This is a genomic window from Comamonas sp. 14P8.1.4 (assembly GCF_057799285.1).
Genome location: NZ_JBYOKN010000001.1, coordinates 703,193 through 720,507, shown reverse-complemented (window position 1 = coordinate 720,507; position 17,315 = coordinate 703,193). Strand labels below are relative to the sequence as shown.

The 17,315-nt window shown below is 61.9% G+C and carries 15 protein-coding genes; 7 read left to right on the top strand and 8 right to left on the bottom strand.

Annotated features, from left to right (window positions below):
* Window positions 1-69 precede the first annotated feature (69 nt).
* The 8 genes from AC27VO_RS03330 to apbC all read right to left on the bottom strand — a co-directional run bounded on the left by AC27VO_RS03330 (window position 70) and on the right by apbC (window position 8,748).
* Window positions 70-2,577 (bottom strand): penicillin-binding protein 1A, encoded by a 2,508-nt coding sequence (locus AC27VO_RS03330; protein WP_488665529.1) that lies wholly within the window; start codon window positions 2,575-2,577, stop codon window positions 70-72.
* 121 nt (window positions 2,578-2,698) lie between these two features.
* Window positions 2,699-4,153 (bottom strand): N-acyl-D-amino-acid deacylase family protein, encoded by a 1,455-nt coding sequence (locus tag AC27VO_RS03325; protein ID WP_488665277.1) that lies wholly within the window; start codon window positions 4,151-4,153, stop codon window positions 2,699-2,701.
* A gap of 69 nt (window positions 4,154-4,222) precedes the next feature.
* Window positions 4,223-5,194, bottom strand: a complete 972-nt coding sequence (locus tag AC27VO_RS03320) for a Bug family tripartite tricarboxylate transporter substrate binding protein (protein ID WP_488665276.1) — start codon at window positions 5,192-5,194, stop codon at window positions 4,223-4,225.
* Between the two features lie 145 nt (window positions 5,195-5,339).
* Window positions 5,340-5,789 (bottom strand): hypothetical protein, encoded by a 450-nt coding sequence (locus tag AC27VO_RS03315; protein ID WP_488665275.1) that lies wholly within the window; start codon window positions 5,787-5,789, stop codon window positions 5,340-5,342.
* The gene (locus AC27VO_RS03310) at window positions 5,747-6,037 is read right to left on the bottom strand and encodes a hypothetical protein (protein WP_488665274.1); all 291 of its coding nucleotides are present in this window, start codon (window positions 6,035-6,037) and stop codon (window positions 5,747-5,749) included. The genes AC27VO_RS03315 and AC27VO_RS03310 overlap by 43 nt, the downstream gene beginning before the upstream one ends.
* Before the next feature lie 9 nt (window positions 6,038-6,046).
* Window positions 6,047-6,277, bottom strand: a complete 231-nt coding sequence (locus AC27VO_RS03305) for a hypothetical protein (RefSeq protein WP_488665273.1) — start codon at window positions 6,275-6,277, stop codon at window positions 6,047-6,049.
* 297 nt (window positions 6,278-6,574) lie between these two features.
* The gene (locus tag AC27VO_RS03300; RefSeq protein WP_488665272.1) at window positions 6,575-7,516 is read right to left on the bottom strand and encodes a LysR substrate-binding domain-containing protein; all 942 of its coding nucleotides are present in this window, start codon (window positions 7,514-7,516) and stop codon (window positions 6,575-6,577) included.
* A 137-nt stretch (window positions 7,517-7,653) separates the two neighbouring features.
* A complete protein-coding gene (gene apbC, locus AC27VO_RS03295; protein WP_488665271.1) occupies window positions 7,654-8,748 on the bottom strand; it encodes an iron-sulfur cluster carrier protein ApbC in 1,095 nt (364 codons plus the stop codon).
* A 137-nt stretch (window positions 8,749-8,885) separates the two neighbouring features.
* Here apbC and AC27VO_RS03290 point away from each other — a divergent pair, with 137 nt between their 5' ends.
* From AC27VO_RS03290 to AC27VO_RS03260, 7 genes are all read left to right on the top strand, one after another.
* Window positions 8,886-9,473: a restriction endonuclease gene (locus AC27VO_RS03290; protein WP_488665270.1), complete on the top strand. Its 588-nt coding sequence runs from the start codon at window positions 8,886-8,888 to the stop codon at window positions 9,471-9,473.
* Window positions 9,474-9,685: 212 nt separating this feature from the next.
* Window positions 9,686-11,452, top strand: coding sequence for a diguanylate cyclase domain-containing protein (locus AC27VO_RS03285; RefSeq protein ID WP_488665269.1), 1,767 nt, complete (start codon window positions 9,686-9,688; stop codon window positions 11,450-11,452).
* A 112-nt stretch (window positions 11,453-11,564) separates the two neighbouring features.
* Complete coding sequence (metG, locus tag AC27VO_RS03280; RefSeq protein ID WP_488665268.1) at window positions 11,565-13,634, top strand: methionine--tRNA ligase; 2,070 nt, start codon at window positions 11,565-11,567, stop codon at window positions 13,632-13,634.
* Window positions 13,634-13,906, top strand: a complete 273-nt coding sequence (locus AC27VO_RS03275; protein WP_488665267.1) for a hypothetical protein — start codon at window positions 13,634-13,636, stop codon at window positions 13,904-13,906. The genes metG and AC27VO_RS03275 overlap by 1 nt, the downstream gene beginning before the upstream one ends.
* A gap of 366 nt (window positions 13,907-14,272) precedes the next feature.
* A complete protein-coding gene (locus AC27VO_RS03270) occupies window positions 14,273-14,632 on the top strand; it encodes a c-type cytochrome (RefSeq protein ID WP_488665266.1) in 360 nt (119 codons plus the stop codon).
* Window positions 14,632-15,909 carry an FCSD flavin-binding domain-containing protein gene (locus tag AC27VO_RS03265; RefSeq protein WP_488665265.1) on the top strand — a complete coding sequence of 426 codons (1,278 nt, stop codon included), beginning with the start codon at window positions 14,632-14,634 and terminating at the stop codon, window positions 15,907-15,909. The genes AC27VO_RS03270 and AC27VO_RS03265 overlap by 1 nt, the downstream gene beginning before the upstream one ends.
* Window positions 15,910-16,047: 138 nt before the next feature.
* Entirely contained in the window at window positions 16,048-17,091 is a 1,044-nt protein-coding gene (locus AC27VO_RS03260; RefSeq protein ID WP_488665264.1) for a YeeE/YedE thiosulfate transporter family protein, read from the top strand.
* The last annotated feature ends 224 nt before the right edge of the window (window positions 17,092-17,315 follow it).

Below are 17,315 nucleotides of genomic sequence, written 5' to 3'. Positions count from 1 at the left end.
CCCTTTCCGGGGCGTGCGGCTTTTTTGTTGCAGTGGCTGGCGGTGGTACCCACGAGCCAGCGGCTGCAGTTAAGGGGCGACCATGGGTCGCCCCAACACGGCGGGGGGCTGGCGCTCATAGTCCGTGGTGGGTGCTGTATCCAGGCCCTGGGATGACCAGTCTTGCATCCAGCGGTCCAACTCATCGCCCGACGGCGCCGCAGGCGTTGACGCACTGGGCTGCGCCTGCGCAGGCAATGCCGGGGTGGATTCTTCAATCGCGCCGTTCGAAGGCTCAGCAGGAGAAAGCTGAGCGGGCGGCGGTGCCACCGGTGGCGTGTGCGGCACATGGCGCACAGGCGCCTTGGGGGCATCTTCCTGCGGCGCAGCATCGTCTCCCCACCAGCGGTTCATTCGGCTGCGCACACCGTCAGCCAGCGTGGCCCACCAGTGCGAGGACTCGGGCTGCGTGAAGCGCGCCTGGCGCTCCAGGTCTTTGCGGCGCAGGACCTGGGCGGTGAAATCCCCCACCATGGGCAATGCACTGCGTGCACCCTGGCCCCAGTAATCGCTGCGCAGCGTGATCCGCGCATCATTGAAACCCGCCCAAGCACCCGCCACCAGGTGGGGGTGCATCAAAATAAACCATCCATCGGCATTGTTCTGTGTGGTGCCGGTTTTGCCTGCCACATCGTCCTTGATGCCAAAACGCTGGCGTATGGCTCGGCCCGTGCCCTTGTTCACCACGCCACGCAGCATATCGACCAGCGCATAACTGTCTTCCAGCGACATGGCCTTTTCCGCCGCAAAAGGGGCAAACTCCGCCAAGACCTTGCCACGGCGATCTTCAATGCGCGTGACCATCAGCGGCGATCGGTACTGCCCGCCACGCACCAGGCTGCCATAAGCGTTGGTCATCTCCAGCAGCGTCACCGGGCTCACCCCCAGCGCCAAGGCAGGCACGGCATCCAGGTGGCTGGCACGCACCCCCAGGTTGCGCGCCAAGCGCGCCACTTGTGCAGGCCCCACCTCTTGCATCAGTTGGGCCGTGATGGTGTTCTTGGAATAGGCCAGGGCATCCCGCAGTGGCATGCTTTGCCCCGAAGGGGGGCCTGCATCTGTCGGGCGCCAGACTTCACCACCAGGCAGTGCAATTTCCACGGCGGTATCCACCCGCTCATCGTCGGGCGACAAGCCCTCCTGCAAGGCCGCGCCATACACGAACGGTTTGAAGGTAGAACCAGGCTGGCGGCGTGCCTGCTGCACATGGTCATAGGCATCGACCGCGAAGTCACGGCTGCCTACCCACGCACGGATCGCTGCAGTTTCAGGGTCCATCGCCACAAAACCCGCCTGCATGCGTGTTTTGTCCTGGCGCAACTGCTGCATAAAGGTTTTGTCCTTCAGCAGCGTTTGCAGCGCTTCCTCCGCACTGCGCCCTTGATCGCGCAGCACAGCATAGTCGCGGCTTTCGCGCACCAGTCCCTGCACGAGAGGGTTGTCCGCATGCCAACCGTCACGCTTGCCCCAGTTGGTATTGGCAATCGCCTGCAGCGATTGGGTGTGGGTGCGTACAGCCTGATTGGCCACGGCCTGCATGCGTGCATCCAGCGTGGTGTGTACGACCAGTCCATCGGTATAGATGTTGTAGCCGTTGCCATCTGCCCAATCAATCAACCACTTGCGCACTTGCTGGGCAAAGTGAGGCGCAATGCCCGTGGGAACGTCCTGGCGCTCAAAGTCCAAGGTCAGTGGGCGCTTTTTCAGGCGCTCGAACTCTTCGGGCGACAGCACCTCGCGCTTGACCATCTGTGCCAACACCGTGTTGCGCCGCTCCACGGCCCGCTGCGGATTGCGCACCGGGTTGTAGTAGCTGGTGCCTTTGAGCATGCCCACCAGCGTGGCTGCCTCAACCACCGACAGCTTGGCCGCAGGCTTGTCAAAGTAAGTGCGCGCCGCCATCTCAATGCCCCAGGCGTTATAGAGAAAGGGCACCGTGTTGAGGTACGTCTCCAGAATTTCTTCTTTGCTGTAGAGCGCCTCGATCTTGAACGCCGTGATCGCTTCCTTGAGCTTGCGGTTCAAACTGGCAGCCCGGCCAATTTCTTCGGGATACAGATTGCGCGCCAGTTGCTGCGTCAGCGTGGAGCCGCCCTGCAAATCCCCTTGCAGCGAAAAAAAGGCCGAAGACGCCGTGCGCCGCCAGTCCATGCCATGGTGTTCGTAGAAACGGTGGTCTTCGGTCGCGATCAACCCTTTGATCACCGCCGGTGCCACCTGGTCCAGCGTGACCCACAAGCGATTGCTGCGCTTGAAAATGGCCAGTTCTTTGCCATCGGCTGAAAGCACCTGGGCAGGTTGCTCCAGCTTGGCCTTGCGAATATCGCTGATGCTGGGCGTAAACGGGATCAGCAGCAGTACATACAGCAGACCTGCGGCAGGCAGCGCCACAGCCCATTGCCAGCGCCACGCCCGCAAACGCTGCCACAGCGGTTGCATGCGCACCGCAGCAGCTCGCCCGTGCGGCGCCATGGCCACACGCAGGTGCTGGTAAGAGACCACCATGCGCTGGCGCATGGCTTGGAAGGCTTGGCGCACAGCGCCACGGCGGTTGTCTGGCTGAAGATCTTGCACGGTCAAAGGCTGGCCTCACAGCCAGCACCACACACAAAGTCGCACAGCATGCCGCATCCGGCAAAAATCTGCCGGCCGCTGTGTGCTAAACAGTGGTGGATGCTTGGCGTTGCAACACTTGTCCGGGCCGCGCTCCCGTGCAGGTTTGTCTTTCATAGACTGCCTGACCGTTGACCAGCACGCACTCAATCCCCGCCGCGGCCTGCTTGGGCTGCTCGTAAGTGGCCGTGTCTTGGACGGTGACTGCGTCAAACACGGTCACATCGGCAAACTGCCCGGGGGCCAACAGACCGCGCTCCTGCAGGCCAAATACCTGGGCCGTCAATCCGGTCATCTTCCATACGGCGGTTTCCAGAGGGAACAAACCGACATCGCGGCTGTAGTGCCCCAACACACGTGGGAAAGTGCCCCACAGACGCGGGTGTGGCTGCTCGCCCGTGGGAATGCCATCAGAGCCAATCATGGTGGGCTCAAAGGCCAGAATGCGCTGCACATCGGCCTCATCCATGCTGAAGTAAATCGCGCTGGCCGGCTGCAAACGCTGGGAGGCTTCAGCCCGGGACACGCCCCATGCCAAGGCGATGTCCGCCAGCTCTTTGCCCCGCAGCTCCGGGTGGCTAGCGCTGGAGGCAATCACCACCTTGCCCTGCAGGCGTTCCTCATCCAGGTGCAGCATGGTGGAGCTGGCGTTGTAGGGGTAACAGTCCAGCGATACACACTGGCACTGCATCTGCTGCGCAATGCGCGCCAGCGTCTCGGTGGATTTGCCAAAGTTGGCCTCACGCATGTGCTTGTGGTGCGAGAGCAGTACCGGTGTATCCACCGCAGCGCCAATCGAGAAGGTTTCCTCCACGGCTTCCATGCAGGCTTCGGCTTCATTGCGGATGTGGCTGACATACAAGGCCTGACGCGCGCCCAGCGGGCGTGAGACGCCAATCACTTCTTCGGTGCTTGCTGCGGCCGAAGGCGGATAGTAGGTCCCCGTGGACATGCCCACCGCACCGGCATCCAGCGCTTCTTCCAGCAACTGCTGCATGGCCACTATTTCTTGTTCGCTGGCCGTGCGCCCCAGATCGTCCATGGTCAACACGCGCAAATTGGCGTGCCCGACCATGGGCACCACATTCACGGCACTGGGGTTGGCCTGCAAGGCTTGCACATAACCCTTGAAGGTTGGAAAGCACAGGCTGCCGTCACCCAGCAAATTCAGGGGTGCAGGCAGGGACTGCCCCTCGCGCATGGGGGCCAGACTGATACCGCAGTTACCCGTGACCACGGTGGTCACCCCCTGCGAGACTTTAAAGACCATGTCCGGCTGGCACAGCACGGCATGGTCATCGTGGGTGTGGGCATCAATAAAGCCGGGGGCAACGATTTTTCCACGCGCATCCACATGTTTTTTCGCCAGCTGGCCTTGCAGATTGCCCATGGCCACAATGCGATCCCCCTGGATCGCTACATCGGCCTTAAAGCGCGGGCGCTTGCTGCCGTCAATGACTTCACCGCCTTCAATCAACACATCCCACATTTTCTCGTCCATTCCTCATCTCCCGCTCAGGTGCCTGCAACGCCATGACAAAGAGGGCCAAGGCCCTCTTGCTTGCAACGCTTATTCGATCTTGGCTCCACTGGCCTGAACAATGCCCTTCCAGGTGGAGCGCTCGCTCGTGAGCAAATTGGCGAAGGCGGCGGAAGTGCCTCCCAGCGGCTTGAACGCGATCTTTTCCAGCTGCTCCTGCACCTTGGGGTCGGACAGCACGGCATTCATCTCCTGGTTCAGGCGCTGCACGACAGCGGCGGGGACACCAGCTGGCATAACCAAACCACCCCATGCACGAACTTCAAAATTGGGCAGCCCAGACTCTGCCACCGTGGCCAGATCAGGCTTTGAAGGCAAACGTGTCTTGGAGGTCACGGCCAAGGCCTTGACGCGCTGGCTCTCAGCCATGGGACCAACCGAGGCGATGTTATCGATCAGCACATCGGCATTGCCAGCTGCGATGTCGTTGATTGCCTGGGGGGCGCCTTTGTAAGGAACATGCAGAGCGTCAATGCCCGCTTGCACCTTGAACATCTCTGCGCCAAGGTGTCCGGAGGTCCCGTTGCCACCCGAGGCGAAGCTGAGCTTGCCAGGGTATTTTTTCGCGTAGTCCACCAGCTCCTGCACGCTATTGACAGGCAGTTTGGGGGAGACCACGAGCAAGCTGTAAGTCGACACCAGACCGATGACAGGCAACAACTGCTCAGGCTGGTAAGGCAAGGTTTTGAACAGGAACTGGTTGGTGGCCAGCGTGGCATTGTTGCCATAGGCCACGGTATAGCCATCGGGTGCGGCTTTGGCCAGCGCTTGCATACCGATGTTGCCACCAGCGCCTGGCTTGTTCTCAATAATCACCGGCTGCCCCAAACGCTGGGACAAAGCATTGGACAGCAGGCGCATCACAATGTCGGGGCTACCACCAGCGGCGGCAGGAACAATCACGGTCAACGGGCGGGTGGGCCAGTCTGCTGCGTGAACGGCCACACAGCTGGTCAACGCGACGACCATGCCAGTCAGAGAGCGCAAAAAGGTTTTTTTCACAGTGTTAACTCCGGGTAAAGGAGAACGGCATCAAGCCGTTCAAAAGCAGACAGCAGGCCTTGCAGCACATCTCGGGGCGTAGCGTCCCCTGCCGACTTGCAGCATCTCAAGGCATTCACAGCCACTGTCGAGAAAAGAAAAAGTGTCAGGCGCTGGTGGTGCGTGCCTGCCAAGCACTGCAAGCGGCCACGACATCGGCCAATCCCACACCGACAGACTTGAAGACCACGATGTCTTCAGGACTGCGTCGCCAGGCTTGCTCACCACGGTACAAGGCGGGCAAATCCACCACGTCTGCGTCCGTCAGCGTCTGGCTGCTCAACGCTTGCACCACCTCGCCAGCCTCGTTCAGGCTTTGGGGGCGCCACTCCACCAGCAAACGACCCGCGCGTGCAAACGTGGTGTTGTCCAGCTCCGAGCCATTGGGCAAGCTGGTCCCCATGGCGACGACCACGGCACCCGGTTGGAGCCAGGCCCCATCAAACACCGGCACTTTGGAGCGTGAAGCCGTGACCACCACATCCACCCCCTGTACCGCCTCTTGCGGGGTGGTCAGCCGCGCCTTGACCTGCATTTGTTGCCCGAAAGACTGCACCCATGCTGCATCGCCTGCTGGATCGACAAGCACACTTCGTCCAGCGCCAGCTCCTCACACAGCACCTGGGCCTGGGTACGGCCCTGCAAACCGGCGCCAAACACTGCCAGCTTGCGTGGCACAGCACCGCCCTGCGTTGCTTTGCGCACCACCAGTCGCGTCAGCGCAGCGGTGCGAAAGCGCGTCAACTCGTTCGCCTGCATCACCGCCAAGGGCTGGCGCGTGGCCGTATCAAACAGGTTGACCAAAAATGTGAACTACCCTTCTACGGTGGTGTAGGACTTCACGGCAGCCACGTTGCGTGCCTGCCAAATACCGCCCATGGTGCTCAATTTGGCGGCGCCACAATCCACACGGTGCCGGGCCTGAATGCAGGCTTTACCGTCAGCCAAGTCCTGCAATGCCGCATCCAGCTCATCTACCAGCACCGCATGCTGCAACAACTGGCCAATTTCTTCATCACTCATCAACACAGGGCTGTGCACCATCTAAATTCCACTTTCTATAGCACTTAAGGGTTGCTGCTCAAAGGCAAGACGGCATTCATGCCAAATCCGTGCCAAGCACCACAGTGCAAAATTTAGGGCCAAGTGCCTGCGCTGACAAACCAAAGATTCTCATCCCAGCATGAATTAAATTGATACCTCACCACAGCGGTGCATGAATCACCACAGGCGAACCGTTCATGCACCATGCAGGGGATTGCTGCAGGTCACAGCATGCTTTCTGGGTATTACCGGCTTTCCAGCGCGCAGCGGCGTTCCCAGGCTGCACTGCAGCGATGCTCAAGCCGCCATCTCAGACAGGCGCATCTGCTCCAGCCATTGGCTGAATTTGCGCAGTGCAGGCTGTTCGGCTTTCCAGGAAGGCAAGCGCAGGTAATAGGCTTTGGGCGAGCGCCAGGTGATGGGCGACAGGCACTGCAACTGGCCCGTCTGCACGGCCGCTTCTGCCATATAGGCCGGCAGCAGGGCAATGCCCAGGCCTGCGATGGCGCCGTTGAGCCCCATCGAGAGCAAGTCATACCGTGCACCTTTGAGGGTGTGCCAAGGGCCTACCAGCTCACTGAGCTGCGCTTGCTCCAGCCAGCCGGACCACGCCTCCATCAACGTGGTCTGGTGAATCAATGGAACCGCTTGCAACAGTTGGGGCAAGTTCCAAGGTGCATGCTGCTCCAAGCACAGGGGCGAGGCATAGGGCCGCAGCAACAAATCAGAGACTTTGTACGCATTCAGCCCCTCTTCTTCCCCGCTGCAGTACTCAATCGCAGCATCGTGGCGCAGGGCCGCAAAATCCACTGCGCCAAGATGCATGGAAATATTGAGTGTGACTTCGGGGTGCTGCGCCAGAAACCCTGCCAGGCGGGGCATCAGCCAGTAAGTACCAAAACTTGAGGCCGTGCTCAGATTGAGCATGCCGCCCTTGGCCCCCTGCATGCGCAGGTTGTGTGTGGCCCGCTCGAGTTGCTGCAAGGCGCTGCAAACCTCGCGCCAGTAGGCCGTACCGGCATTGGTCAGCTGCAGGCCATTGCGTTTGCGCTCAAACAGCTGCACCCCTAGCTCTTCTTCCAGCTTCAAAATCTGGTGGCTGACCGCACTTTGCGTCAGGTGCACCTCTTGGGCCGCCCGCGTGAAGCTGCACCAGCGCGCGCTGGCATCCAGACAGCGCAACGCCGTCATGCTGGGCAGGCTGCGCCCCAAAGGTGTCACCACATCAAAAGCGGGCATAGCGGGTATTTTTTCCAAAAGGTCGATCCATGCGTTGAATACAAGCAGCGCGCCATCGTAGGGCATGGACGAAAAAAAGCGGCACGCTCATCGGAGGTGCCGCTCTTTGCAAAATACATGCCCCGCAGGGCTGCGCATCAGGTGTTCTTGCTGATGGTGATGGTGGGGAACTTAGCCGAGAAGTCCTTGGCCTTCAAGGCAATCTTCACCGCCACGTCACGGGCCAGCTTTTTGTAGATCTGTGCGGCTTCGCTGTCGGGCGCAGCCACCACGGTGGGCTTGCCGCTGTCTGCCTGCTCGCGGATTTCCATGGACAAGGGCAACGCGCCCAGGAAGTCCATATTCCATTCCTGCGCCAGCTTCTTGCCGCCATCTTGGCCAAAGATGTGCTCCACATGGCCGCAGTTGCTGCACACGTGCATGGCCATGTTCTCCACCAGGCCCAAGATGGGCACGCCCACCTTTTCGAACATCTTGATGCCCTTGCGCGCGTCCAGCAGCGCAATGTCCTGCGGTGTGGTCACGATGACCGAGCCGGTCATGGGCACCTTCTGGCTCAGCGTCAGCTGAATGTCGCCGGTGCCTGGTGGCAGGTCGATGACGAGGTAATCCAGGTCTTTCCAGTTGGTGGAACGCAGCATCTGCTCCAGCGCCTGCGTGGCCATGGGGCCGCGCCAGATCATGGCTTCGTTGGGATTGTTCAGCAGCAGGCCGATGGACATCAGCTGCACGCCATAGTTCTCCAGCGGCTCCATGGTCTTGCCGTCAGAGCTCTCAGGCTTGCCATTCACGCCAAACATCATGGGCACGCTGGGGCCGTAAATATCGGCATCCAGCACGCCTACGCGGGCGCCTTCGGCCGCCAGTGCCAGCGCCAGATTGGCCGTGGTGGTGGACTTGCCCACGCCGCCCTTGCCCGATGCCACGGCAATGATGTTCTTGACGCCAGGCAACAGCTGCACGCCACGCTGCACCGCGTGCGATTGCACCTTGGTGTAGACGTTGGCCGAGACGTTCTCCACGCCTGCCACGGTCTTGGCCGCAGCGATCAATTGCTTGCGCAGCTCGGGGATGATGCTCTTGGCCGGGTAACCCAGCTCCACATCAAACGCCACGTCGCCACCGCTGATCTGCACATTACGCACAGCGCGGGAGCTCACAAAATCGGTGCCTGCATGGGGGTCGATAACGCTGGCCAGCGCGGCCAACAGGCCTTGTTCAGTGAGGGACATGGTTATTTTTACTTGTAGCGGTGTCTGAGAAAATGAGCCGTCTAGTCTATCGAAGCCCTTCAACCCATGCCGGGTGCGGGCTCTTGTATTTGGGGCCGCTGCTGCGCCCCCGCCTGTCTGTGAAAGATCTGCCTGCCATGAAATTCAAAATGGCCGAAAACTCCCTGTTTGCCATCCTGCTGCGCTCGCGCTGGTGGATCAGCTTTATCGTTGGTGCCGGCTGGGCCTTGCTGGCCGCTGCCCTGGTGCCACAGCCCTACAAGATTGTGGCCATCCTCGGCTCGCTGCCGTTTTGGGCGCTGGGCTTTGTCGCTTTTGTGCGCCAATACGACCAGCCCACCCCGCTGCAGCAGCAAGCGCTGCTGGAAGATGCCGCCAGCAAAAACTGGAGCGAATTCTCCAATCACTTGGAGAGTGCCTGGAAGGTGGAGGGCTATGCCGTCAGCCGCTGCCAGGATCCAGCCGCTGACTTTGTGCTGCAACGCCAGGGCAAAACCACGCTGGTGGCGGCCAAACGCTGGAAAGCAGCCTCCCACGGTGTGGAGCCACTGCGCGCCCTGCACCAGGCAATGGCAGCCCATGGGGCCCAGGAATGCGCCTATGTCTGCATTGCCCCGCTACAAGACACCGCGCAGCGTTTTGCGGATGCCGAGCACATTGCCGTGCTCAGCCAGCTGACGCTGGCCACGCTGCTGCAAAAGCCTTTGATGGCGCAGCCAGAGTAAGCTGTACGCTTTCAATTAAAGAGCGGCTAGCGCTTGAATAGACTGGGTTTCAGCAACAAAACATGTTGAAACCCACTATTCACCAGCGCTAGCCGCTCTTTTTTATTCCAAAATATTTCAAACAGTTACTGTTATTGATGCGCATCAAGGTATTTGAAAGCGCCAAGCCCTAAGTTCAGGCCCCTTGTCGCTGCTCAACCGCCCACCTGCCCATGCCCGCATCCCTGCAACTGCGCTCTTTGAAGCTGCGCCTTCTGCTGCCTTATGCGGCGCTGATTGTGGTGCTCACCACCATCATCGGCGGCATCACCTATATGGCGGGTGCGCGCACGGTGACCAACCTCTCGGACCACATGCTGCGCGAGATGGCGGCACGCATGCGCCAGGACATTCAGCACCACGTCAGCGGCTCTGCCGCCGTGCTGGAGGCCGCTTTTCCCAGCGGCATGGCCGCACCAGCCGACATCCGCAGCGACTGGCGCGGCCTGCGCAGCCGCCTGTGGGCCGCGACGACGCTGCACCCGCGCACCAACAACTATGTGTACTACGGCAACATCAACGGCCAGGGCGTGGGGCTCAAACGCCTGCCCGATGGCACGGCCGAGCTGCGCGTGCGCGCCGAATCCGACCAGCACCGGCGCTACTACAGCCTGCCGCAAATAGATGGGGAACAGCGCTTTCTGCGCACCGAACGCGCCATGTTTGACCCGCGCAACCGCCCCTGGTTTCAGCTGGCGTCCCGTGTTGATCACCACACCTGGACGTCGGTGTACATCGACTTTGGCATCAAAGACCTGGTGCTCACACGCGCACGCCGCGTACTCAATGCCCGTGGCGATTTTGAAGGCGTGGTGGCCACCGATGTCTCGCTGCGCGCGCTCAACGATGTGGTCGACGAGCTGGGCCGCAGCATCCAGGGCCTGGCCTTTGTCGTCGAGCCCAGTGGCGATCTGGTCGCCATCTCCGGCATGCGCAATGTGCGCTTTGCCGATGCCGGCCGCATTGAACGCGTGACCACCCACACCGGGGGCAACGCGCTGGCCAACAGCATTTACCTGCAAATCCGCAACGACTTCAACCCACCACCGCCTGCCGCAGACAGCGAGCGGACCGACTTTCTGGCCAATGTCCACAGCCTGCAGATGCACGATGCTGACGGCAACCCCTTGCATGTGGCCTATGTGCGCGTCACCGATGAGGCGGGCCTGGACTGGATGGCCGCTGTTGCCGTGCCGCGCGCCACGCTGCTGGCCGACGTCTCGCGCCTGGTGGAATGGGTCATGCTGGCGGGTGCCCTGTGCCTGCTGCTGGCGCTGGCCATCGGCATGCGGCTGTTTGGCCGTGTGGCGGACGATGTGCGCGGCCTGTCCAACGCCGTCAAGCGCGTCGGCCAGGGCGACATCAGCTCGTCGTTTGAAACCCAGCGCAACGATGAAGTGGGTGAGCTGGCGCGCAACTTCAGCCACATGCGCCACGAGTTGTTCACCGACCGGCTCACCGGCGTGGCCAACCGCAGCGCCTTGCAGCATGTGCTGACCGGCTTGATGGACCGCCCCCCCGCCCATGCCGCCCCCTTCGCGCTGCTGTTCATCGACCTGAACCTGTTCAAGCCCCTGAATGACCGCTGGGGCCACGACAACGGGGACCGGGCCCTGACCGAAGTGGCGCAGCGTCTGCGCAGCCACATCCGTGCGGACGACCATGTGGCCCGCCTGGGTGGCGATGAGTTCGTGGTGGTGCTGCGCGGCGTGGACAGCCTGGCCGCAGCCAGCGCCACCAGCGCCAAACTGACCGAGCTGATCAGCACCCCGCTCACCACGCTGCAAGGCGTTCCGGGGGACACCGTGGTGCACCTGGGGGCCAGCATCGGCATTGCGCTGTACCCGTACGATGCGCAGGACGTGCAAAGCCTGCTCAAGCATGCCGACCAGCAGATGTATGCACAAAAAGCCTCAAGACCCTTAACAGATAAGCGCTAGAAGCTACAAAAATAAAAGCACCCGCAATGGCATAGCCGCATTTGCTGCACAGACGTGCTGGGGCTTCTAAAATCACGGGTTGCTTTCCATTGCCTACGAGAAGACCCCCCTCATGTCCCAACGCAAGATTTTCGCCACCACCGCACTGCCGTATGCCAACGGCAACTTCCACATCGGCCACATCATGGAATACATCCAGGCCGACACCTGGGTGCGTGCGCAGCGAATGCAGGGCAACGCGGTCAACTTCGTCGGCGCCGATGACGCGCACGGCGCGCCCATCATGATTGCCGCTGAAAAAGCGGGCAAAACGCCCCAGCAGTTTGTGGCTGACATTGCCGCTGGCCGCAAGCAGTACCTCGACGGCTTCCACATTGCCTTCGACAACTGGAGCAACACCGACAGCCCAGAAAACCACGAGCTGTCCAAGCAAATCTATCTGGATTTGAAGCAAGCCGGTTTCATTGAAACCCGCACCATCGAACAGTTCTTCGACCCCGAGAAGAACATGTTCCTGCCCGACCGCTTCATCAAAGGCGAGTGCCCCAAGTGCCACGCCAAGGACCAGTACGGCGACAACTGCGAAGTCTGTGGTGCCGTTTACGCGCCGACTGACCTTATCAATCCTTTCTCGGCCTTGTCGGGTGCCAAGCCCGAAATGCGCACCTCCGAGCATTTCTTCTTCAAGCTCTCCGACCCACGCGCTGTTGAGTTCCTGAAGGAATGGACGCAAAACGGCAAGCACGTGCAGCCCGAAGTGGCCGCCAAGGTCAAGGAATGGTTTGGCGTGCGCACCAACCCCGATGGCACGACCAGCGAAGGCCTGGACGACTGGGACATCTCGCGCGACGCACCGTATTTCGGTATTGAAATCCCCGATGCACCCGGCAAGTACTTCTATGTGTGGCTGGATGCGCCCGTGGGCTACCTGGCATCGCTGAAGAACCTTTTAAATAAGCGCGGTGAAGACTTCGACGCCTACATGGCGGATCCCGATCTGGAGCAGTACCACTTCATCGGCAAAGACATCGTGACTTTCCACACGCTGTTCTGGCCTGCGATGCTGAAGTTCAGCGGCCGCAAGACGCCCACCAAGATCGCAGTGCACGGCTTCCTCACCGTGAACAACGGCGAGAAGATGAGCAAGAGCCGCGGCACGGGCCTGGACCCGCTGAAGTATCTGGCCCTGAAGATGAACCCCGAGTGGCTGCGCTACTACCTGGGCGCCAAGCTCAACGGCAAGAACGAAGACATCGACTTCACCGCTGAAGACTTCATGCTGCGCGTGAACTCCGACCTGATCGGCAAGTACGTGAACATCGCCTCGCGCGCTGCGGGCTTTATTGCCAAGCGCTTTGACGGCAAGCTGGGCACCGTGAGCGAAGACGGCCAGACCCTGCTCGACGCCCTGCGTGCGCAAAAAGACGCCATCATCGCCGCCTACGAAAACCGCGACAGCGCCCGTGCTGCGCGCGACATCATGACTCTGTGCGACAAGGTCAACAGCTATGTGGACGCCAACAAGCCTTGGGAATTGGCCAAGCAAGAAGGCATGGATGCGCGTCTGCAAGACGTGTGCAGCACCTGTATCGAAGCGTTCCGCCTGCTGACCATCTACCTCAAGCCCATGCTGCCTGCCGTGGCCGTGCAAGTGGAAGCCTTCCTGAACGTGCAGCCCCTGCAATTTGCCGACGCCGATGCCCTGCTGGGCGCTGGCCACGGCATTGGCAAGTACGAGCACCTGATGCAGCGCGTGGTGGTGGAGCAGCTGGACGCGCTGTTTGAGCCCCCAGCAGCCCCCGTGGTGGAAGCGCCCAAGCCCGGTGGCGAAGAAATCGCCCCCACCATCACCATCGACGACTTCGCCAAGATTGACCTGCGCATCGCCAAAATCGTGGAATGCAAGCCTGTCGAAGGCTCGACCAAGCTGCTGCAGCTGACGCTGGACGCCGGTGAAGGCCGCATGCGCAACGTGTTCTCCGGCATTGCCAGCATGTACAAGCCCGAAGACCTGCAAGGCAAGCTGACCGTGCTGGTCGCCAACCTGGCACCGCGCAAGATGAAGTTCGGTATCTCTGAGGGCATGGTGCTGGCCGCCAGCCACGCCGATGAAAAGGCCGTGCCCGGCATCTACGTGCTGGAGCCCTTCCCCGGTGCCCAGCCTGGCATGCGCATCGGCTAATGCCTTCGCGCGTGTCTCAGCCCCTGCGACTGATTGCCGCCGGGGCTTTTTTATGCCTGCTGCTGACGGGCTGCATCACCTATACCGTGGTCAGCGCCACCGCCTCGGTGGCGGGTTTGGCGGTGGATGCCGCCGTGGGCACCGTCAAAATCGTCGGCAAAGGGGTGGGCAAAGCCGCCGATGCCTTGCTTGATGACGACGAGCCCGTGGCCTCTGCACATGACGCCGCGGCGCCTGCACCGGCGATTGACCCAGACCTTTCGTCGGAATAACAGCGCGGCACACGTCCTGCTTCGTCGCGCAACACGATGACCCATCAGGCTTGAGAACCGATTTCGGTTGTTAAGCCTTTTTGCCATCTAACGCTTATGCAACATACGCTTAAAGCTATTTATTTTGATAAATGCAGCGAGCAACTTCATTGGCACACTGCAGCAGGAATGGGCAGCGCGACGCCGATCAACGGTGTTGAGACCTGGGGTGCAGATACTTATTACCCATTGTTGCAAGCCACTCTCTAGAATCCGACGCTCCTACTGCTGCGCTGGCACGTGATTGCCGCCAGACCACAGCGCCCCCGTTGAAGCGCCGGAGCGCGGCCCAGCCGCCCCACCGGTGCGCGATCGATTGGAGACCGCATGCCCTTGCCCCCTCTGTTTTCCCCCGCTGCGCTGCGACCTGCCGTATGGCTGGCTGCCGCCTTGCTTGCCCCTGCGGCCATGGCCCAGGCCACGGTGGCGCCCCCTGGCGCCCCGCTCAGCGCACAAGACATTGCCTTGCTGGAAAGTAGCTGCGCCAACTGCCACGGGCCGGATGGCCGCAGCACCGGCGGCATTCCCACGCTGCGCGGTGTGGGCGAACCCCACCTGCTGGCCCGCATGCAGGCCTTCAAGGCCGGCACGGCCACCGACGCCACCGTCATGACCCGCCTGATGAAGGGCTATGACGATGCCCAAATTCAAGCCCTCGCCCAATGGTTCAGCAAGGAGGCCCGCTGATGTCTATGCATCGCCGTACTGTTCTGGGCAGCGCTGTTGCCACCGCTGCCACACTGGCCCTGCCAGCCATCGTGCGTGCGCAAGCCGCATCGGCCCATGTCGTGATCGTCGGAGGCGGCTTTGGCGGCGCAACGGCGGCTCGCTACCTCAAGGCACATGCCCCACAGGTACGAGTGACACTGGTGGAGCCTGCTGAGCGCTTCTACACCTGCCCCTTCTCCAACCTGGTGCTGGCAGGCATGCGCTCCATGGAAAGCATTGGCCACGGCTACGACGGACTGCGCAAAGCCGGTATTGACGTCGTCCACGCCCGCGCCGACCAGGTCGACAGCAGCGCCAAGCGCGTGCGGCTGTCCAGCGGCCAGGTGCTGGCGTACGACAAGCTGGTGCTGTCGCCCGGCATCGACATGCGCTGGGGCGCCTTGGAAGGCTATGACGAAGCAGCAGCCGAGCGGGCCCCGCACGCCTGGAAAGCTGGCGCGCAAACCCTGCTGCTGCAAAAGCAGCTGCAAGCCATGCCCGATGGCGGCACCTTTGTGATGGTCATTCCTGCCAACCCCTTCCGCTGCCCGCCCGGCCCCTACGAGCGCGCGGCCATGGCGGCCCACTACTTCAAACACCACAAACCCAAAAGCAAGATTTTGCTGCTGGACAACAAGGACGCGTTCTCCAAGCAGGGCCTGTTCCTGCAGGGCTACAAAGCGCTGTATGGCGACATGATCGAATGGGTCAAGCAGGCGGATGACGGCCAGGTCGTGCGCGTGGACGCCCGCAACCTGACCGTGGAAACCGCATTCGGCACCCAGCACAAGGCCGATGTGCTGAACGTCATTCCGCCGCAAAAAGCCGGCCTGATTGCCGAGCGCGCAGGGGTGACCGATGCCAGCGGCTGGGTCCCCGTCAAGCCCGAGAGCTTTGCCTCCAGCCAGGTCCAGGACGTTTATGTGCTGGGCGATGCCACGCAGGCCGCCCCCATGCCCAAGTCCGGCTTTGCCGCCAACACCCAAGGCAAGCTGGCTGCGGCGGTGATTGCCGCCGAGCTGACGGGCCAGACCGCGCCACAAGCGGCCTTTGCCAACACCTGCTACAGCCTGGTGGGCACCGACTACGGCATCTCCGTCGCCGGGGTCTACCGTGCCGAGGGCGGCAAGCTGATTGAAGTGCCGGGCTCCGGCGGTGTCAGCCCTGCCGATGGCGATGCCCGCTTTCGCAAGGCCGAAGCCGACTACGGCAGCGCCTGGTACCAGGCGATCAGCACGGACATTTGGGACCGCTGAGCACGGACGCCCTGCAGGCCTTGGCGCACAGGGCTTTCACACCATGGCGGCGGACCAGGCCTGCGCACACCGCCCCAGCGGGCCTGCTGCGCGCCAGGGCCACGCCGCCTGAACCGACCCACTGCTTGAGGAGTTGCGATGTTGTTGTGGTTTTCTTTTTTGCTGGGCACTGCATTTGGCATTGCCGCACGGCTTGGGCGGTTCTGCCTGCTGCGCGGCCTGCGCCAAGCCATGGGCCAGGATCGCAGCGAGCCACGCGGCAGCGCCCCAGCCTTGCAGGCTTTTGCCCTTGCGCTGGCAGTGGCCCTGCTGGCTTCGCAAGGCTTGCAGCTGGCGGGCATGGTGGATCTGGGCCAGGCGCAAATCGTGCGCCCCAGTTTTTCCTGGGTGGGCGTGCTGATTGGCGGGGCCATTTTTGGCCTGGGCATGGTGCTGGCCAACGCCTGCGGCGCACGCTCGCTGGTGCTGCTGGCAGGCGGCAATCTGCGCGCGCTGGTGACCGTACTGTTTCTGGGCCTGGGCGCACAGGCCAGCGCAACCGGGGTGCTGGCCCCTGTGCGCCAGTGGTTCCAGGGGCTGGCCCCCATGGCGCTGGAGCATGGCAGCATCTCGCAAACCTTGATGACCAAAAGCCTTCCAGCCCTTGCTATATATACGCTTCTAGCTATCATTCCTGCAGCCCTGCTGGCCAGCTATGCCCTGTACCGCCCGGCGCTGCGTCGCAGCCCTGCCCAATGGCTGGCAGCCCTGGTGATTGGCCTGCTGGTGGCTGCGGGCTGGTGGCTCAGCGCCACCGTGGAGGTGGACCCGTTTGACCCCGTCAAACTCACCTCGCTGAGTTTTATCTCCCCCATCGCCGAAACCCTGCTGTACACGCAAGTGGCCGTGGGCCGCGCATTTGCCCCGGCTTCGGCCATGGTGCTCGGGGTGCTGGCCGGTGCGCTGCTGACAGCACTGCTCACCCGCACGGCCCGCTGGGAGGGCTTTGACAGCCCGGCGCAGCTGGCCCAGTCCGCCATCGGTGGTGGCCTGATGGGCTTTGGCGGATTGCTGGCCGCAGGCTGCTCTATCGGTCAGGTGCTCACCGGCACCACGACGCTGACCTGGGCCACGGTGCCTGCGGTGATTGGCATTCTGGCGGGCAGCATGCTGGCCCTGAAAATAGGGGTGCGCAGGGGCTGATGCCCCAGTCTCAGGGTATGGCATGTATCAAGCTGCAACACCCTGCTCTAGAATCCGCCCCAGACAGCTCTGCTTGTGCCGCGTGTCGGCTAAGAGGGATTCCCTCCCCATCCATGCCTGTGTGCCTGTGAACCCGCTTCCAGTGCACGCACCAACGCTCAAGCCCGTCTTTTGTTTGAGTGCTCGTTTGACAGCATAGGATGTGGCTTCGGTCACAGGCCGGA